15 protein-coding genes and 2 tRNA genes are annotated in these 20,348 nt (G+C 34.2%); 8 read left to right on the top strand and 9 right to left on the bottom strand.

Features of this window, described 5'->3' with window-relative positions; all coding sequences use genetic code 11:
* Nucleotides 1-525: 525 nt before the first annotated feature.
* Both I5M32_RS15765 and der read right to left on the bottom strand, forming a co-directional pair.
* Complete coding sequence (locus tag I5M32_RS15765) at nt 526-735, bottom strand: hypothetical protein (RefSeq protein WP_200588044.1); 210 nt, start codon at nt 733-735, stop codon at nt 526-528.
* A 192-nt stretch (nt 736-927) separates the two neighbouring features.
* Complete coding sequence (gene der, locus I5M32_RS15770; protein WP_200588046.1) at nt 928-2,229, bottom strand: ribosome biogenesis GTPase Der; 1,302 nt, start codon at nt 2,227-2,229, stop codon at nt 928-930.
* Nucleotides 2,230-2,609: 380 nt separating this feature from the next.
* Here der and I5M32_RS15775 point away from each other — a divergent pair, with 380 nt between their 5' ends.
* Together I5M32_RS15775 and I5M32_RS15780 are read left to right on the top strand one after the other, a co-directional pair.
* Nucleotides 2,610-3,644: a zinc dependent phospholipase C family protein gene (locus I5M32_RS15775; protein ID WP_200588048.1), complete on the top strand. Its 1,035-nt coding sequence runs from the start codon at nt 2,610-2,612 to the stop codon at nt 3,642-3,644.
* Nucleotides 3,637-4,581, top strand: a complete 945-nt coding sequence (locus I5M32_RS15780; RefSeq protein WP_200588049.1) for an MBL fold metallo-hydrolase — start codon at nt 3,637-3,639, stop codon at nt 4,579-4,581. Before I5M32_RS15775 ends, I5M32_RS15780 begins: the two co-directional genes overlap by 8 nt.
* 34 nt (nt 4,582-4,615) lie before the next feature.
* On the opposite strand, the gene era is transcribed toward I5M32_RS15780, so the two are convergent.
* Nucleotides 4,616-5,494, bottom strand: a complete 879-nt coding sequence (gene era / locus I5M32_RS15785; protein WP_200588050.1) for a GTPase Era — start codon at nt 5,492-5,494, stop codon at nt 4,616-4,618.
* A gap of 152 nt (nt 5,495-5,646) precedes the next feature.
* On the opposite strand from era, the gene I5M32_RS15790 reads away from it, so the two are divergent.
* Together I5M32_RS15790 and I5M32_RS15795 are read left to right on the top strand one after the other, a co-directional pair.
* Nucleotides 5,647-5,719, top strand: a tRNA-Met gene (locus I5M32_RS15790).
* Nucleotides 5,720-6,069: 350 nt separating this feature from the next.
* A tRNA-Glu gene (locus I5M32_RS15795) sits at nt 6,070-6,141 on the top strand.
* 66 nt (nt 6,142-6,207) lie between these two features.
* Here I5M32_RS15795 and I5M32_RS15800 read toward each other — a convergent pair.
* The 5 genes from I5M32_RS15800 to I5M32_RS15820 all read right to left on the bottom strand — a co-directional run bounded on the left by I5M32_RS15800 (nt 6,208) and on the right by I5M32_RS15820 (nt 11,931).
* Nucleotides 6,208-6,543 (bottom strand): sulfatase-like hydrolase/transferase, encoded by a 336-nt coding sequence (locus I5M32_RS15800; protein WP_317193146.1) that lies wholly within the window; start codon nt 6,541-6,543, stop codon nt 6,208-6,210.
* A 201-nt stretch (nt 6,544-6,744) separates the two neighbouring features.
* Nucleotides 6,745-8,343 (bottom strand): sulfatase family protein, encoded by a 1,599-nt coding sequence (locus I5M32_RS15805; RefSeq protein ID WP_200588051.1) that lies wholly within the window; start codon nt 8,341-8,343, stop codon nt 6,745-6,747.
* Between the two features lie 231 nt (nt 8,344-8,574).
* The gene (locus I5M32_RS17035; RefSeq protein ID WP_394370323.1) at nt 8,575-8,763 is read right to left on the bottom strand and encodes a carboxypeptidase-like regulatory domain-containing protein; all 189 of its coding nucleotides are present in this window, start codon (nt 8,761-8,763) and stop codon (nt 8,575-8,577) included.
* Between the two features lie 140 nt (nt 8,764-8,903).
* Entirely contained in the window at nt 8,904-10,667 is a 1,764-nt protein-coding gene (locus I5M32_RS15815) for a glycosyl hydrolase family 28-related protein (protein WP_200588053.1), read from the bottom strand.
* A 1-nt stretch (nt 10,668) separates the two neighbouring features.
* Nucleotides 10,669-11,931 carry a glycoside hydrolase family 88 protein gene (locus I5M32_RS15820; protein ID WP_200588054.1) on the bottom strand — a complete coding sequence of 421 codons (1,263 nt, stop codon included), beginning with the start codon at nt 11,929-11,931 and terminating at the stop codon, nt 10,669-10,671.
* 403 nt (nt 11,932-12,334) lie between these two features.
* On the opposite strand from I5M32_RS15820, the gene I5M32_RS15825 reads away from it, so the two are divergent.
* Complete coding sequence (locus tag I5M32_RS15825) at nt 12,335-16,402, top strand: hybrid sensor histidine kinase/response regulator transcription factor (RefSeq protein ID WP_200588055.1); 4,068 nt, start codon at nt 12,335-12,337, stop codon at nt 16,400-16,402.
* Nucleotides 16,403-16,443: 41 nt separating this feature from the next.
* Here the strand turns inward: I5M32_RS15825 and I5M32_RS15830 are convergent, their stop codons facing one another.
* Nucleotides 16,444-17,403: an SGNH/GDSL hydrolase family protein gene (locus I5M32_RS15830; protein ID WP_200588056.1), complete on the bottom strand. Its 960-nt coding sequence runs from the start codon at nt 17,401-17,403 to the stop codon at nt 16,444-16,446.
* 417 nt (nt 17,404-17,820) lie between these two features.
* Between I5M32_RS15830 and I5M32_RS15835 the strand changes: the two genes are divergently transcribed.
* The 3 genes from I5M32_RS15835 to I5M32_RS16785 form a co-directional block, all read left to right on the top strand.
* Nucleotides 17,821-19,047: a glycosyl hydrolase family 28-related protein gene (locus tag I5M32_RS15835; protein ID WP_200588058.1), complete on the top strand. Its 1,227-nt coding sequence runs from the start codon at nt 17,821-17,823 to the stop codon at nt 19,045-19,047.
* Between the two features lie 172 nt (nt 19,048-19,219).
* Nucleotides 19,220-20,086, top strand: a complete 867-nt coding sequence (locus I5M32_RS15840; RefSeq protein ID WP_200588060.1) for a glycoside hydrolase family protein — start codon at nt 19,220-19,222, stop codon at nt 20,084-20,086.
* A 29-nt stretch (nt 20,087-20,115) separates the two neighbouring features.
* Nucleotides 20,116-20,348: hypothetical protein (locus tag I5M32_RS16785; RefSeq protein ID WP_234461989.1), on the top strand; the 233-nt coding region annotated here is incomplete at its 3' end.

The raw sequence follows: 20,348 nt of genomic DNA on the forward strand, positions 1-20,348 counted from the left end.
CTTTCAAACCTCTTCGCCAGCTTAATCACTGGTCAGTTTGCCACGGAATTACATGGTCAACTTCATCGGAATATACAACTAGATTCTGAATTGCGCATCAGTCCATTTGAATCTCCTCCATCAATATTCTTCTTCTCAAATGATGACAAATAAGTAAGTCCAAAATTTTCTAATTCTAAATTTTTCATTTCATTAACATTTAAGTTTTTTAAGTTTCTTTCTATTACCACCTTGGTAGGACAAAGTTGCTCCCTTAATGTTCGCGAAACATAAAGACAAGGTAAGATCAAAAAAAAACAAAAATTGGCAACCTAGGCTTACCAATTTTCATAAAACTAAAGGTGTTTTCGTATAGCTATAAAAATGAGCGTATAAATCTGTTTTAAATTAAACACGAACATAGAATTACGCTAAATCCAAATTATCATCAAATATGAACAATATATTAAATAGAAATTAATAGCTATAAACGCAAAAAAGCCGTCTTTACAGACAGCTTTTCAAAGCTCAACTATTTTGAGAAAATTATTTCTTATTCTTCAAGGTATCAGCAACTAAAACACTATCTGTCCTTACATTATCAACCGCATTGGTATCATTTAAGGCAGAATTTAATAAAGAATCTGCTGCAGATTGGTTTAAAGAATCAATTTCTTTTTCGGATTTTGAATTGTTATTGCAAGCTGCAAAACCTAAGGCAATACCTAATAAAGAAAGTGTTGCTAATTTTTTCATGTTTGTTGATTTTAGTTTATTAGTCATTAATTGAAATAGTTCATTAAGAAATTTAGCCATTATATAATTACGAATTACCACAACCGGATACAAAATTTCCATAAAAGTAAGTACCTGATTACCGATTACAAATCACTGATCACCAAATACTGATCACCGATCACAAAATAAAACCCACTATCAGCACAAAACCTATTTCTGTCTAAAGAATATCTGAACAGGAACGCCTTCAAAATCAAAATGCTCCCTTAATTTATTTTCGATAAAACGCTTGTAAGGCTCTTTTATATATTGTGGCAAATTACAAAAGAAAGCAAACATTGGCGAAGTCGCATTAATTTGGGTAATGTATTTTATCTTGATATGTTTCCCTTTTGTGGCCGGTGGAGGTGTTTTCTCTATGATCGGCAACAAAACATCGTTCAGTTTAGAAGTTGGTATTTTCTTTACTTTATTGGTGTAAACCTTTGCTGCGGCCTCTACCGTTTTAAAAATCCTTTGCTTTTCTGTTACCGAAGTAAATATGATGGGCACATCAACAAATGGTGCTAATTTTTCTTTGATCTTATCCGTAAACTCTAAAACGGTTTTATGGTCTTTTTCAATCAAATCCCATTTATTTACCACTATCACCACCCCTTTTTTGTTCTTTTCTGCCAAATGGAAAATATTGATGTCCTGAGATTCGACCCCATCAACGGCATCGATCATCAGAATAATAACATCAGCTTCTTCTAAAGCTTTAATGGTACGCATTACCGAGTAGAACTCGATATTTTCATGCACCTTCGTCTTTTTCCTTAATCCAGCGGTATCGATCAGCATAAACTCATGCCCAAACTGGTTGTAATGGATATGGATAGAATCCCTGGTTGTACCCGCAATTTCGGTTACTATATTCCTATCGGCACCAATCAAGGCGTTTATCATAGAAGATTTACCCACATTTGGCCTGCCTACAATCGCATAAACAGGCAGTTTGTTTTCTTCTTCCGGTATTTCGTCAAAATTCTTGATCACCTCGTCCAAAAGTTCGCCAGTGCCAGAACCGCTCATAGAAGAAATGCAAAAAATCTCTCCCAAGCCAAGGCTATAAAATTCGGTAGCATCTGACTGTAGTTGATGGTTATCAACTTTGTTAACCACCACGTAAACCGGTTTTTTGCTTTTTCTAAGAACTTGTGCAATGCTATCTTCCAAATCTGTAATTCCGGTGGTAACATCTACCATAAACAACACCACATTGGCTTCTTCAATAGCAATATGAACTTGTTCCCTAATGGCAGCTTCAAAAACATTTTCAGAGTTGAAAACGTATCCCCCGGTATCAATAACAGTAAAACTTTTGTGTGTCCATTCTGCGATCCCGTAATGCCTATCGCGGGTTACACCGCTTTCATCATCAACAATTGCCTTCCTACTTTCTGTTAAACGGTTAAATAGGGTACTTTTTCCTACGTTCGGTCTCCCGACGATCGCTAATATATTACTCATAACTTGTTCCCAGCCTTATCTTGCCGGCATAATTTTTTTTGCAAAGGTAATAAAATAATCAGTTTTCTGTTTTACAAGCCCAGAAATAGTTGATAACCAACGCATTTTAAAGCAAATGCGATAATTGCTTTTGATGTTTACCAAGCCGGCCCATTACGTTAGCCATTTATACAGCATCTCCTATCCCAATTTAGAAGAGGTTTTAAATTATCCTGGGCAGATAAACATACAACTTAATTTGCCCCATAGCGGGTAAAACGCATAGGTAAAAATTATTTATGCTGTTTTACAATACCTTAAAACCCTAAATTTTAAGCCTAACAATTTTGTTATCTTTCAACCAACATCAAAACCTTAAATTTGAAGCTAAAATCATAAACATGAAAAAGGCTTTAAAAAAAATATCCATTATCTTATTTTTAAGCTTTACCGCCGGTTTTGCTTTTGCTTGGGGGCGTTGGGGGCATCAGTACATTAACCATGCTTCTATTTTGGCTTTGCCAAACCCTTTAAAGGCATTTTTTTATAACCACGCCGATTTTATTACCGAAGAATCCGTTGTGCCCGATATCCGTAAATATACCATTGGGGATAAGGCCGAGTTTCCTCGACATTATATAGACCTAGAAGATTATGGCCCCGATGCTTTGCAAACTCTGCCCAAGGATTATCAATCGGCTTATGCCAAAATAAATAAAGATAGTTTGAGCAAGAAAGGATCCTTACCGTGGACTATCGAAGAAATGCAAGATAAGCTAACAGCCGCCTTTAAACAGAAGAGCAAAAACGAGATTTTATTTATTGCCGCTACTTTGGGCCATTATATAGGAGATGCGAATATGCCGCTACACACCTCTTCCAACCATAATGGCAAGCAAACCAACCAACAGGGCATACATTCTTTATTTGAAGGAGAAATGCTAGAAATGTTTGGGAAAACGATCAATCTGAATACAGGGCCGGCTCCTTATTTTAACGATATCAACAAAACAACTTGGGAAATGATTGCAACAAGCAATGCTTGCGCCGATACTTTGTTAAAGGCAGATGCCGCATTAAGAAAATCGTTCCCAAAAAAGAATATCTTGCTTTTGGATGATGCCGATAAACCCGTGAAAAACCAGTATGGTGATTTATATTTTTCTGATGATTATGTTAAAACGTTGCATAAAAACCTTGATGGTTTGCTAGAGCGCAGAATGAGGGCCGCAGTCTATTACACTTCGGGCTTTTGGTACACGGCTTGGGTAAATGCAGGGAAACCAGATTTATCTATGTTAGATGACGGCAACATTACCAAAAAAAACCAGAAATCTTTAAAAAAAGAGCTTAGATTATGGCAAAAAGGCAAACTAATCAATCTAAAGCCGCAACCAGAATTTAAGCTCATAAAACCAATTTATACCCATGATTAAACGCTTGCTATTGTTTCTTGTTCTTTATGGGTTTGCCCCGATAATACTTGCGCAAAGTTTTAAGATTGTGCCACTAGGCGTTTTGGGAGGCAGCCATGAAGATAACCTCTCTGCTTATATGGTTACCCCAAAAGGGCAAAAAAATTATGTTTGTTTGGATGCTGGTACGCTAAACGCCGGGATCCAAAAGGCTATTCATAATTATGTATTTAATGGGGATGCCAATCAAATTTTAAGAGATAGCATAAAAGGTTACCTTATTTCCCATGGCCATTTAGATCATTTGGCAGGGCTGGTGATCAACTCCCCTGATGACAGCCCAAAGCCTATTTATGCGATGCCCTACACATTGGCCGTTTTAAAAAAGCATTATTTTAGTTGGGAAAGCTGGGCAAATTTTGCCAATGAGGGAGAGAAACCCGCATTAGGCAAATATCATTATGTAGAACTAAAAAAAGGAGAAGAGCTACCTTTACAAAACACCCAAATGTTGGTTACCGCTTTTCCGTTAAGCCATGCAAAACCTTATGAAAGCACCGCTTTCTTACTGCGTTCTAAAAACGATTACTTACTTTATTTGGGAGATACAGGATCGGATAGGATAGAGCAATCACAAAAATTGGATAGCCTTTGGAAAGCGGTGGCGCCTTTTATAAAAGATCATCAGCTAAGAACGATGATGATTGAGGTGTCTTTCCCTAATTCGCAAGCAGAAAAACAACTTTTTGGCCATTTAACGCCAAACGTTTGGTTAGAAGAAATGAAACGTTTGAGCCAATATACCGGAACGGCTGCCTTAAAAAACTTTAACGTGGTAATTACGCACATTAAACCATCCGGCAATCATATAAAAGAAATTAAAGACGAAGTTAAGGCGAACAATCCTTTTCAGTTAAATATTATTTTCCCCGTACAAGGGAAAGCGCTTATTTTATAAAACTGGGACCGAGGTAAATTAGAAACCGAAAAAGTTACTCGCTGTAACCAAAGTTCTTCAGGTAATTCTCACGGTTTCTCCAATCGGGGATCACCTTTACAAACATCTCCAAAAAAACCTTTTTCTGAAGAAACACTTCCATGTCTTCCCTGGCGTAAGTGCCCACTTTTTTCAGCATTGATCCACCTGCGCCAATGATGATATTTTTTTGAGAATCACGCTCAACGATAATCTCGGCACTGATTTTTATGATTTTTTTATCTTCTTTAAATGCGGTAACGATCACCTCTGTACTGTAAGGAATCTCTTTTTTATAAAACTTGAATATTTTTTCCCTTATCATCTCAGAAACAAAAAACCTTTCGCTTTTATCGGTCAGTTCATCCTTTTCGTAATAGGCAGGGTGCTCTGGCAGATTTTCTAGTATAAATGACATTATCGGTTGGAGGTTATAATCATGAAGGGCAGAAACACCAACGATACCTTCGGGGTTTAGTTTCTCTTTCCAGTAGATTATTTTTTCTTCTATCAGATGGTTTTGAGATTGGTCTATTTTATTGATCACCACCAAAACTTTAGCGGATGTCTTCTTTAGTTTTTCCAAAACATCGTCTTCGTCTTGCTTTTCATTGATATCAGTAACAAAAACCAATATATCGGCATCAACCAAAGAGCTATCCACAAAACTCATCATGTTTTCTTGCAATTTATAGGCAGGTTTGATGATTCCGGGCGTATCTGAAAAAACTATTTGATAATTTTCTTCATTTACGATGCCCAAAATACGGTGGCGAGTAGTTTGTGCCTTTGGTGTGATAATGGCCATTTTTTCGCCAACCAACTGATTCATAAGGGTTGATTTACCTGCGTTTGGCTTACCGATGATACTAACAAAACCTGCTTTATGCGCCATTGAATTTTATTTTAAATTTTATTTGGAGTACAAAGAAACGAATTATATCTTTGCAGACCAATTCAGGGAAATCATTTATTTCTGAAAAGGACTTTAAAAGTTAAACAGAAAGTGTTTTTCTTTAAGATTGAAATAACAGATCAAAAATATAGTGCGGGGTGGAGCAGTTGGTAGCTCGTCGGGCTCATAACCCGAAGGTCATAGGTTCGAGTCCTGTCCCCGCTACCTATTTTAAGTAGCAAAAAGCAGCGATAAGGATTTAGTTCTCGCCGGGCTCTTATCCGCCAGTAGGCGGACATTGGTTCGAGTCCTGTCCCCGCTACCTATTTTAAGTAGCAAAAAGCAGCGATAGGGAGTTGGTTCTCGTCGGGCTCTTATCCGCCAGAGGGCGGACATAGGTTCGAGTCCTGTCCCCGCTACCTATTTTAAGTAGCAAAAAGCAGCGATAGGGATTTAGTTCTCGCCGGGCTCTTATCCGGCAGCAGGCGGACATAGGTTCGAGTCCTGTCCCCGCTACCTAAGAAAGCTAAAGGCTGGAAGCATAAAGCTGAAAGCAAAACAAGTTTTTAAATTATGGCCCGTTCGTCTAGGGGTTAGGACGTTAGATTTTCATTCTAGAAACAGGGGTTCGATTCCCCTACGGGCTACACAATTCAGCATCAAAATCAACTAAAAGCCTGCAAATCAAAAGTTTGCAGGCTTTTTTGTTGGTGTCAAATTGCTAAAATATGCATCAATTCGCAATATAAAAGTGCGTAATTCGGTGCATCGCTAGGTAAAATTGCTGCGTTATTTCTAAAAGCATAACTACCGGTAAGTAAAGCAAACCTAGAAGGCGTACAAGTAGATGCAGAACAATGTGCATCAGTAAATTTCATTCCGTGATTTGCTAAACTATCAACATTTGGGGTTTGCACTGCGGTGGCTCCATAACAACTTACATCACCATAACCTAAATCATCTACGTAAATGATAAGAATATTGGGTTTTTTAGAAGTTTCGGTATCTGCCTGCTTAGGCTGTGAACACGAAAAAAAGGTGCCTAACACCAAGAAATAATAAATTAAGCTTGTTTTTTTATTTTCATAATTCAAATTTCTGTTTGGCTTCTTGAAGTAATATGGTTGTCATTCGCGACCTAATAATTTCTTCGGACTTCATCTTTAACATCCTTTTTTGGGTGAGTTATTTTCTATTCTTTGAACTAATTATTGCCAGTACAAACTCATCGTTTTATTGATAAGATAATCTTAGTTTGAGGGATAGGGAATAATTTCTTTAAACTTTTTCTTTTGATACCATGGGTCGTTCTTCTCTTTTAACAATTTACCTAATTGTATTAAAAGCTGTTTGGCATCCGTAGCTCTGTCCTCAAGCTTAATTTTAATAAGTTGGTAAGGGTCTTTTAAATTATCATAAAGAAAAGCCTCATCAATCTGTTTAGTTTCGCCTTCTTTAATGCTCAAAGTATATCTTCCATTGTAAACACCTCTAGAATTGCTAAGCATTATTAAAGCGGCTTCTGGTGTTTTAAGAGTAGCTGTTTTAGGATTTGTTAAATGGCTAGAAAAGTTAACTCCTTGTACAGTTGATGGGATTTGATTGGTTAAACCAGCCAAACCCATTAAAGTTGGCATAATATCAGGTGTACTAAAAATAGATTTATTAATACCTGATTTTATCCCTTTAGGCCAATGGATTATCATAGGTACAGCTAAGGATTCTGTTTCTACATGGTTTTTTCCGGTTAAGTGGTGGCTTCCCAGTAGTTCGCCATGATCCGAACTAAAAAGAACTATGGTATTGTCTAAAACACCCATTTTATCCAATTCTTTTAAAACAACACCAATGTATTGATCAATACTGCTTACATTGGCAAAATAGTTTCTGGCATAGTTTGCAACCTTTAAATCTGCATTTTTACGGACTACCAAATTGCTGTCTATGGTAGGGTATTTATCTTTATCGTAATATTTTCTTTCCATGTCCATATCTGTATTCGCATCATCAAAAGGAGAGTGAGGTGGGTTGATGGCCCATATCATGCAGAATGGTTTGTTTACATCTCGTACGGAGTTGGTGTTTTGTAGATATTTTACAATTTTATCAGCTTCGTTTTTAGGGGAGAAGATTTTTGGCAGATACATTTCTCCATCTTTTTTACCGTCAATAGCGTATGGATCACTTGAGTAAACGTGGGGGTTAAAATGTTCGTCTTTTACAGATTGATAAAAATATTGGATAGAATGACGTGAAGTACCTGGTGGCACATAAGTGTCGTATTTATTCATATAATTACCTCCGGGCGCATCCGTTGTTCCCATATAATTTCCATTTTTATCAAAAACAGGAACTGGTTTTAACCAGTGGCATTTACCAAAATAAGCGGTATTATAACCTGCTTCATAAAACACATCTGTAATGGTTTTAGCATCGTTTTTTAAACTTTCATTACGCCCTACTAAACAGTTGTTCCAAATCCCTGTTTGTTCTGGATACATTCCGGTCAGCATCATCCCTCTAGAAGGGCTACATAAAGGGAAATTAGCTATACATCTGGTAAAAACAACGCCTTCTTTGGCTAATCTATCAATATTTGGTGTAATTACTGGATCGGGTTTTCCTATTGCTTCCTGTCTATAAGGTGTTTCAGACCAGAAACCAGCACTATACCTTCTTAATTGATCGGGAAAAATGATTAAGATATTTGGTTTTTTGGGTTGTGCCACAACATTATTTTTGTCAACGACTTTTTCTGTTGCTGTTGTCTTGTTACTTTGTATGTTTACATAGCTAGAACAAGCTACCAAAACCAAAGCAGTAAGCGGGATAGTTAAATACTTTTTCATTAATTTTATTTATTATGAAGTTTGAAAAATCACCAAGCAAAAATAGTGCTTTCTTGAGCCTGAACCGAAATTAAATTACTTAATGCAATAGCAAATGCTAAAAAACTTTTAAATTATATATTAATTATGCTTTTATTTATGCTCATATTTTCTTAACCAATATATTTATCTTAGTAACTTATTTTAACATTTAGTGAAATTTCATTTTCTAAACAAAACTTCCTTTGTTCGTTAGCCTATATAATTAAAAACTAAGGTTGATGATTTGCCTTGCGGAATGTTGATTATAAATTGTCCGTTTAAATCAGTATTTGTCCCAGTTATAGGACCCTTAATTACTATACTTAAACCAATCAATGTTTTTTCATCTCCTTGGTCTGTTAGCTTTCCTATTTTACTGGGAAAATCCAGAAAATTCAGTAAATAGAAAGACTAAAAGAAGATAAAATTTCCGCATAATTCTCGTTTAATAAATTGGTTTAACTTGGTTAGTTGATATCAAATGTATTTCAATGTGAATTTTTAAGTTTTTTTTCATACTTGGGTTAAAATCTTACTTTTTACTCCTTTTTCGTATTCATTTTATTTAATCGAATCTCTAATTGTGATTGATATAAAGACAGCGGATAAACAATTCCCTTATTAAAGTTCTCAGTGTAGATCCATTCACTTTTTATTTCTGATGAGCTGCCATTGATAGTCAATTTAAAATTGGGTTGATAAACGCCGACTAATATGCTTTTAGGATACATTTGATGACTTAAGTTATTGTTAATTAGCCCTTTTAATGGAGATTGCCAACTATAAAAAACTTCTGAATTTGTAGCGTTAAAATCAGCCATTTCTACATTCCACCAAGTATTGTAATTTGCTGTGTGTGGTAAATTATTTGGTGCACCACCACCACTAATTTTCCCCAACCCTTTGATGTTTTCAAATAAGTTTTCGGCAGGGGGCGAAAATCTTCTATCGCTAAAACCATGAAAGTCGAAAAAGCCAGGTTGTCCGCTAGCTGCTTTATAATTTACATTTCTAAAAACATTACCGTAGGCATTCCCTTCGCTACTTAATACGTGTGTAAAATTGTTTTTGAAATTGATATTCTCGATTAAATTATCAGCAGCATGGCTATAGAGTTTTATACCACTATGACCATCAAAACCTAAAAATTCTAAATCTGTAACGGTTACGTTTCTACTATCTAATAAATAGAGAGGACTAGTAAAATTTTCCATCGCTACATTTTTAATCCATCCATTTGCAACTCTGCAAAAATTAATGGCATTCCATCCATAATCCATCTCTTCGCCCTGGTTTTTGCTGCTACCTTCACAGCCATGGTGGCAGTAATATCCCGCCCAAGCGGATTTAATATAAATATCCTCAATACCAATTTCAGTAAGCATTGGTGCCTTTGCTAAAACGGGATTGTATTTCAAATCAAAATCTCTTCTTAAAGGTTGTTTTAAAACGATGTTGTTTTTATTTACACTTTCTATTTGTACTAACCATTGATAAGATGGTGCACTACTTGGACCTGCATTTTTTGCCGAGACCTCAAAATCATAAAATTGTTTGATGGGCTTAATGATACTTTTGATGAGTGTTCCGCTTGTATCATTGTTGAATAATCCTAATAAAACATAATCTCCTGTATGCAATCCTTGGGTGTTTTTTAAACTTATAATTTCATCACCTTTTTTTGCGCTTTTAATGATTTGAGTTAAAATCCCAGCTTCTTGAATTTCTTGACTTACCGCTCTTCCATTTGTCGAAACTACGTCGCTAAGGTTAGTTGTATTTTTAGGATAATCAATACCCCAGAAGCTTTTTGTGTTTTGTAATTGAGTGCCTGTTTGAATTAAAGCAGGAGATAACCAAGGGCTAATATCGTGTTGTGTTAATGAATTACCATCAAAAAAGACGGTTCCTTCTAAGTTATTCCCATCGCCTCTAATAACAATGTTGCTGTAGTTAATTTTTAAGAATTGCTTATCATCAGCCTCCATGTTAAAATAATAGATCCCTTTAGGAAAATAAATAACACCTCCGCCAATGGCACCTACTTTATCCATCAGTTGTTGAACTGCTTTGGTTTGGTCTTTCTTAGTGTTATTTTTAATGCCGTTTTTGGTAACATCGATAATATTCTCAGTTATTTGAGGAGGAGCTAACTCTCCATAATGGTAGCCAGCATAGGAAAAATCGGGTAAAATACATTTTTGCTTGTCGTTTTTAAATTCTTGAAATATGATGGCTTCTTGTTGTGAAAAGCACAATAAGCCATTGCCAAATAGAATGAAGACAATAAATAAGTGCCTCATATTAAAGTTTAGAACTTCCGTCATTCAACTTTTTGTATCTCAACAATGATTCTAAATAATAATAGTCAGCGTAATTTAAAGGCACATCAATCTCTGCTTTATGTGGCAAGCTTCCTACAGAGTGTTTGATTAAAAAATTATTATTAGTGTCCGGAATGGCTAAATAAACACTACTACTCAATGAACGTAAAATTTCAATAGCACTGTTTTTATATTTTAAGCTTTTCTCTTTCGGTAAATAAGTACTGAGCTCAAATAATGCCGATGATGTTATAGCTGCAGCCGATGCATCACGAGGAATTGGAGAGCTATACTTTTCTCGGTTATAATCCCATTGTGGTTTATATCCTTCTTGGTTTACATTAAAATCCCATAAAGGAATCTTATCCTTTGGTAAGCTTTTGTTGTTTAAAAAGAAATCTGCTAAGTTTTGTGCTAAGTCTAAATATTTTTTATCCATTGTTTCTCTATACATAATTGTAAAACCGTATATCGCCCAAGCTTGACCTCTTGCCCAGGTAGAGTTGTCTGCAAACCCTTGGCAAGTTTGCCTATCTAATACTTCGCCTGTTTTTTCATCATAATTAACCACATGATAAGTGCTAAAGTCTGGTCTCACGTGGTTTTTCATGGTAGCATTCGCATGTGAAATGGCTATTTTATAATAAGATGAATCGCCGGTTTCTTTGGTTGCCCAAAAAAGTAATTCTAAATTCATCATGTTATCAATGATAACAGGATACTTCCACAACGTTTTTCCATCCCAAGATAAACGCTGATCCCATGATTCGATACATTTAGTAATGGGGTTATACCTGCTGGATAAAGATTTAGCGGATTGTATGAGGATATCTCGGTAAGACTTATCACCTGTTAAGCGATAGGCATTTCCGTAACTGCAGAACATCATAAAGCCTAAATCGTGGGTACCTTTATTAAATTGATTATCTTTTAAAGTTACTGTCCATTTAGTGGCTGCTTCCTTCCATTTTGGATCTTTTGTGTATTCATAAACTTGCCATAAATCACCCGCCCAAAATCCTGCAGTCCAGTCTTTTAAATCGGTGGTCTTTAAAGTTCCATCCGGAGCAGTGGTACGTGGGAAAGCAGTATGAATTTTTTCAATACTTAGCATTTTTGTATACAGCAACTGAGCTCGGTTAAATCCTTCCTTAACTAATAAATCTCCAGAATTATCAATAAAACTAGAGAAGGCCATTAGCACAATTGAACACAGTAATAATTTTTTTAAAATCTTCATCATATAGGATAATCGGTAGTATTTAATTTAGGATTTATTAAACTGTGAACCTTAAAATACTTAATAATAAATTAAGTGCTTTAGATTACGCAGTAAATAATTCAAATAAATAAAAGGTTATAATTACGTCTCAAATTTGAAACAATAAGGCCTATAAAAAGATTAAATATTTCCTTAAGAAGGTTAATATTTTCCTTTTTAAAGACTTTTATTGGATTTTTAAGATTAGATTGTTATTTTCACTAACAGCGTAATTCGAAAATTATAATTTTGTAGTTTGTATTACATTTGTTTGCCAATTATTAATATAGAATACCTATTGATTCGGTTTTTTTAAGAACTAGGGTTAGTTTTATACCTGAACTTGGTTTAAGTACTATTTGAATTTTTATACTCAATAAATATTTTGAAAATCTACAAACAGCTTTTTCTATTCTTTGGGATTTATTTATTGAGTCTATTTATTTTTAACCCAAAAGGTTTTGCTCAATCTAAAGATTTAGTTTTTAATCATTTAACTGTAGCAAACGGGCTTTCAAATAATTCTATCCTATCAATTAATCAAGATTCAACTGGATATATATGGTTAGGTTCTAAATACGGATTAAACCGTTTTGATGGCAGAACATTTAAGGTTTTTACAAACGATCCGGAAAATAAGAACAGCATTTCCTCTAATGATTTTATCAAAAAAATAGTTCTAGGAGATAATGGGGATATTTGGGTAGTATCTAGCGGATTAGATTTATATCATCCTGAAGACAATTCCTTTGAGCAAATTATCCCCATCGGAAATGATCTTTTAAAAGTATTTAAGGATAGCAAAGGTAATTTATGGATAGGATCATTAAAGCAACTTAAATTTAAAGCCGTCAACAGTAAAAAAATCATTCCAGTTGCTTTTACTAGATCAAATTTACAGGTATCAGAAATTTTTGAAGACCACCAAAATCATATATGGATTGGGACTTCAGCGGGTTTGTTTGAGGCCTATTTCTCTAATCAAAAACTAATATTAAAAAAGCGATTTAAGGATATATTTAAATACGGAGCAAGTTTTAATCAGGTTACTAGTATTGTACAAGATAAAAATTTAAAGTATTGGGTTGGTACTAAAGGTAATGGTATTTATTCTTTTGATAAAGAGAAGGTTAATATCCAGCACCTTACCAAGGATGATGGTGATAAGAACTCTTTAGTTAATAATAACGTTAGAAAAATATTAAAGCATATAGACGGTTCGCTGTGGATTGGTACTCAAGATGGTTTGTCCATCTTAAATCCAACAACACTTAGTTTTAATAATTATCAACATGACCCGGCAAAGCCAAATAGTTTGAGCCAAAATTCCATTTATGATATTTTTCAAGATAAAAATGGCTCGGTATGGATTGGAACTTACTTTGGTGGTGTAAACGTAGTTTATTCGGTAAACACTCCCTTTAACATTTACCAAAATGATATTACAAAAAACAGCATTAGCAGCAATATTATCAGTGCCATTGTGGAAGATAATAGTCGAAATTTATGGATAGGAACCGAAGCTGGGGGATTAAATTATTTCAATACTACAAATCAGCAGTTCAGCACTTACAAAAACGTGATTGGTAACAATAGCAGCCTAAGTTCAAACTTAGTTAAAGCTATTGCGATTGATAAAAAACAAAATTTGTGGATTGGAACAGCATTAGGAGGCTTAAATTTTTTTGATACCAAGACAAAGAGCTTTACATCTTTTAAACATAAAACAAGTGATTTAAATAGTATCGCATCAGATAATATCAACTGTTTAATTACAACTAAACAGAATAAGCTATTTATTGGAACCGATTTAGGTTTAAATATCTATGATATTGAGCAACAAAAATTTAGTTTTTTAACCTCTAGTGCAAAGAAAACATATTTGGAGCAGCAAATAACAGCATTATTTGAAGATAAGAACGGAATGGTTTGGGTGGGTACTCCAATCGGAATACATTTTTACCAAGGTGGAAAATTGGAATACAAAAGTTTCAAAGACAGCTTAAAAAAGGAATTTAAGTATAACATCAATTGTTTTCAGCAGGATAGTAAAGGCAATATGTGGGTTGGGACTTATCATACAGGGTTAGCATTGCTTGATTTGAAAAAAAACACCTATAAAATTTTCAATACGACTAATGGTTTACCGAGCGATAATATTTTAGCTATAGCTGAAGACGAGGATACAAACTTATGGATAAGTACAGATAACGGTTTAGTAAAATACAATCGTAGTTTAAATGCGTTTAGAAGTTTTAATATCCAGGATGGTTTACCAGATAATCAATTTAATACTCATTCTTTTCTGAAGGATAGTAAGGGCAATTTGTTTTTTGGAACTTATAATGGTTTAATCAGCTTTGTGCCTGAAAAAATAGAAAAAAATAGAGTTGCGCCATCCGTAGTATTATCAAATCTTAAACTCTTTAATGTTCCGGTTAAAATTAGTGATGAAACGCAGCTACTAAAAAGCGATATCAACTTTAGTAATACCCTGACTTTTCAGTACGATCAAAATATTTTCACCATCGAATTTTCAGCTTTAAATTATATCAAATCCAACAAAAACAAATATGCTTATATTCTTAAAGGTTTTGAGAAGCAATGGAATTATGTAGATAATCCATCAGCAACATATACCAATCTGCCCGCAAGTAATTATACATTCTTGGTAAAAGCAGCCAATAATGATGGCGTGTGGAGCAATAAGCTAAAAGAAATTAAGATTGTGGTACGTCCACCATTTTGGAAAACATGGTGGGCTTATTTGTTTTATATAGCCATCATATCACTAATTGCCTTTTACATTTTTAAATTTTTTAGAGCAAGAGCAAAGCTTAAACAAGATCTTTATTTCGAGCATTTGGAGGCAGAACATCAGCAAAAAAACTATCAAATGAAATTAGATTTTTTTACTAATGTTTCGCATGAAATCAGAACGCCGTTAACTTTAATTCTAGGCCCAATAGAAAAACTAGAACGCTTAACCATAGAGAATACACAGGCTAATAAATATGCAATTAGTATTAAAAATAACACAGAGCGTTTATACAGATTGGTGAATGAGTTATTAGATTTTAGAAAAGCCGATTCTGAAAATCTCCGCTTATATTTCTTTGAAGAAGATATGGTCAGCTTTTTGGCTGAAATTTATGAACATTTCCAAACACTAGCCGAATCAAAAAATATCCAATATTCTTTTGAAAGTAGCGATACTCAGATTTTGGTTTATTTTGATAAAGACCAAATGGAGAAAGTGTTTTTCAATCTGCTCTCCAATGCTTTTAAATTTACTCCTGATAATGGAATTATAAATCTAAAGATTAGGCGTAAAGAGAATCAAGTTGAGATTATATTAACCGATAATGGAAAAGGAATTGCAATCAATAATATCGATGATATTTTTAACAATTTTTATCAGGCCGAACAAAGCATGGGTACAGGAATTGGATTAGCACTTTCGAAAAGTTTAATCACACTTCATAAAGGTGAAATAAAAGTATCTAGTACACCAGCCAGTGAAAATAAAGACGGACAGACCATTTTTACCGTTTTATTGCAGCTTGGGAAAGAGCATTTAAACGAACAAGATATTTCTCCTACTAGTGAGCTTGAAAGTCATTTTATTGAAAATATCAGTGAGCCCAACACCGAGTATTTAATTGATTTGAATACTGTAAATGATAAAAAGAACGATTCCCATATTTTAATTGTGGAAGACAATGATGAGCTGCGAGATTTTATAAAGCAGTCATTAGAAAATCAATATCATGTTCATGTAAGTGAAAACGGATTGGAAGGTTGGAAGAAAGCCATTAACCAACTTCCTGATTTAATTATTAGTGATGTAATGATGCCTATAATGGATGGTTTAGAACTTTGTAAAAAGTTAAAAGCAGATATCCGTACATCGCATATTCCTGTAATTATGTTGACTGCAAAATCAGCGCCTATACATCAAATTCATGGTTTACAACACGGGGCAGACGCTTACATTACCAAGCCTTTTAGCGACCAAATTTTGCAGCTAAACATACATAACTTATTAGCTTTAAGGAGTGCGTTGCAGAAGAGATATAGTGAGCAGCTTCAGCAATTACCCGCAATTACTCATTCAGAATCATCTCAAGACGAGAAGTTCCTTCAAAAGTTACATCAAATTATAGAAGACAATATTGATAATAGCAATCTAGATATCGCTTTTCTAACATCTGAAATTGGCATGAGTAAATCTGTTTTATATAAGAAATTCAGTGCGCTTACCAATTTATCACTAAATGAATTTATAAAAGGCCAGCGTTTAAAACATGCGGTTGATATTTTCCAGCAAGGCGAAACAAATATTTTATCGGTAGCTATACAAGTAGGTTTCAATGATGCAAAATACTTTAGCAGAGAGTTTAAAAAGGTTTATGGTATTACTCCTAATGACTATATTAAAAGCAAAAGCTAGACTTTAAGTCTAGCTTTTGCTTTTAATATTATTTTATCAAGCTATTTTTTCTTTAGTTGTGCCGCAATTTCTTTATCAAGCGAATCAAGTTGTTCAATAACGGGCTTAATATTGAAAGTTTTAACGTTGGTTTCCTTGGTATAACCAACATATGCCAGCCAGCCATTTGAGGAGATTAATCTCCTTTTAGCAACTAATAGAAAAATAGGATCAGATTTTAAAATTGCCCATGCTTTATTTGGTTCATCTAACTTTATTTCTGGATATAAATCCATTAATATTTTTTTCGCCATTAAATAATGTCCTAAATCATTTGGGTGCACACCATCAGGAGTTAAAGTGGAATCTTTTTTGATCGTTTTTATTTCCTGAATCGAATTATTAATGAAACCATGTAAGTCAATTATAGGTAACTCTTTACTTTTTAAAGTGATTAACCAACTACTATAGGTATCTAAAACATCATTATATTTAAAATAAGGCTTTTCATAAGAATGAGGCTCGCCATCTTTTGAAACTCTATTCATAATTGGGTCAGGATCGAAAGCCGTAGGGGTTATCAATATTAATTTCGAACCAGCTTGCTTTACTTTAGCAATCAGCTTAAAAACACCTTGTTTATAACCTTCAAATTTCACCTCGTCAGGGTTTGAAAAAAGACCATCATTCATACCGTAAATCGCAATTACCAAATTCGGTTTAGTAAGGGATAAGGCAGAATCTAAACGGGTATGCAAACCGGGTCTTAGAAACGGACGACCAACTTCTGAAGCACCAGAAATCGTTTCGCTAGACAAACCGATACTAATGATATCCAATTTTTCATTCGGATAATTTTTCAATAAATAATACTCCAGAAAATCAACATATCTGCCATTTTGAGTGATGCTATTGCCAAGTATTAAAACTCTTTTGTGATGAAGTATGCCAGTATTTTGCCCAAAGCTTAAATTTGAACTCAATGAGAGTAAAACCCATATTAGACAGTTAAATAATTTCATGTTTAAATTCTTTAGATTAATAATTGGTATAAAAATGAATACAAAATTTGAATCTGATTCAATCTATTATTACAATTATAATTAAATCCAACATTCCCTTTGAAATCCTTTTAGAGAAAAGGAAGTATTTAATCCTAATAAGGAAAATATCACTCATTTCAATCAACTAATAACCTTCAAAAAAGAAACTCTTTAGTTTCATATCATCGATTTAGGAGGGTATCATTAATCTAATAGCTACTAAAAAAAGGAATTTTAAACTCTTTTTTAGGAAGAATTTTCACTACAACAAAATTTCAACAAAGTAAATTGCCTTTTAATAAACCAAATTATAAACTAGTTATTAGAACTAAATTATATGGCTGAGAAATAAAGCTCAGCTTGAATTTTGTCTATTAACTAATAAAAACCAATTAAATGAAAAAGACTTTTAATTATTCAAACTCTATTAAACTTTTCGGTAAAATTAGTTTAATATTCATCTCTACTCAATTATTAATGGGATGTGAAAAATCTTCGCTTTCAGAAAGTAGTACTGAAGCAATATCAGATCAAATTCGTTCTACTAATGCCGCAGCTGGGGCTACAATAGGAGACCCAGGTTTTGTTTATGACGCAAGTAAGGAAGATCCGTTTTGGGCAGCAAAAATGAAAATATGGGCTACAGCAGGTGCACCATCAGGTATCCCTATTTTGGCTAATTTAGTTAAGGGTGCAACTGTTACGGCTAAAACTAGCACTGCTATAAATGCTGCAATTAGCAGTTGTCCGGCTGGTAAGTACGTTTATCTGCCTAATGGAACTTACGATATAACAGAGCAAGTAAAATTAAAAAGTAATGTTTATTTAGTGGGCGAAAGTAGAGACAGTGCCGTTTGCAAAATTAATGCAGCATTTAAAACAGGTGTTGCATTTGCATTGTGGAATATTACAAAATCTGGGATTTACAATTTAACGATATTAGGAGGTTGGGGTACTCCACCTCAAAACTGGAATCCGGGAAACGGCGGGGTATCTCCACGTCCTGATGTTACCAGTTGGTCGGTAGGTTTAAAAAATGGCACAACCAATTGTTTTTTAGATAATGTTAAAATTAAAGATAGTGGTACTCATCCGTTGGTTTGTAATGCAGATCATAACACATTCAGAAAATTATATATTGATGGTGTACAGAACAAAGGCGGTGGTGGTGAAGGCTATTTCTTTTTTATGGGAGGCTATAACCTCATCACAGATTGCTTTGTAACCCATTTAAGACATTTCTCTTTGCAAGGTTCAGGTTCCGAATATAACGTTGTTTATAAAAATAGTATCGAACAAGAAATCAGTTTCCATTCAGGCGATAATGGGAATAATTTAATAGAACAAAATAACATTACCCTTCCTTCTGACATGACTGATATTTATTATGGAATTATGGGACCTTGGTCTATTCAACACACATTGTCAAACAACCCTAATTTTATATATAAAAACAATGTATTGGAACAAAATCACAGCAATCATACCCCATGGTCTCTTTCTACCAAAATTTATAATGGCCCTTATGTAGTAAAACCCCTTACAGAAGCAGGCATCTATAATAATTTTAGAGAAATGGTAGGTAAAACACCTATTCACGGAACTTTATACGCAGTGAAGTAATCAAAATGATGGTTTATCAAAATACACTAAACGGTAGTAGCTTTTTTTAAACAGTTTGCTACTGTTTATTGTTGAAAACATTACTCCCTAATCAATCACTCAAAAGCCAACAATAGCGATAAATAAGTTAAGTAAAATCTATTAGTAGACGCTATTATTTCAAAAAATCTAAATGAAAAAATCAAATAAGCAACAACAGAAAATATATTTCAACTTATCTAGTTGGTTTTTAATCTCTGTTTTAATATTTGCCGCTTGTAAAAAAAATAAAACAGCCTTTGTAGAGCCCAGTATAATTGATACCATAAAAACTACAATTATAGATAGTACCAGTAATTATATATCTGATTTAAGAGTTGGCGATCCTAGTATTACTTTCAAAAGCACATCTTTTGATGATACTAATTTCCCGGAAATGCGAGAATGGGTAAAAGCTGGTGTAACTGGTGGAATACCTGAAATTTCTGCAACGCCAATCAAACTTACGTTAAATGCCATCAATAGTGCGGGTTTGCAAACAGCTATTAATTCCGTATCGCAAATGGGAGGAGGTCAAATTTTTCTTAATGCAGGCACTTACACCATTGATGCAACTGTGCAAATGAAAAATAAAGTGCGTTTGGTAGGTATTAAAGACTTAACCATCTTCAATATTACTATTAGAACCGCTGCAATGGTTACTGCTTATGGTATAGATTTTAATAATGCCAGTAATGCAGGTCTAGATAATTTAACCATACAATATGACGGCGGTGGTATTACTCCTATCCCATCAAGTTATGCAAACAACCAACCTACTTTTTATGTAAGTTCAGTTTATCTACATGGAGGCACAAAAAATAGCTGGATACAAAACTGTAGTTTTTTAAATATCGGCAATTCGCCCTTAGTAATGTATGGAACAAGCTATGTAACCATTAGAGATTGTTATGTTGATGGCGGTTTTAATAAAGGTGATAGTGGAAGTGGTTATTTTGGAATTGGTGCTAGTAGTTATGTTTTGTGCTTTAACAATACCATAAAAAAATACGCCATCTAGGTATTCAGAAGGCAAATTGTCAGTACAATGTGGTCTATCAAAATACTATTGAAGTTGATGTTAATTTTCATGATGGTGATTACGGAAATAATCTTATTGAACAGAACAGCATTACTATACCTAGCACACACCTCTGGGGCGCCTTACAAGCCGGAGCTCCTAGTCTACATAAAGGTCCGGGGTTAAAAAATATCATTTGGAAAAATAATTGCTACGATAATAGATGGTCAGCTAGAACCGACCCTACTAAATTTACATCTTC

It is taken from the genome of Pedobacter segetis, from assembly GCF_016623585.1.
GTDB lineage: Bacteria > Bacteroidota > Bacteroidia > Sphingobacteriales > Sphingobacteriaceae > Pseudopedobacter > Pseudopedobacter segetis.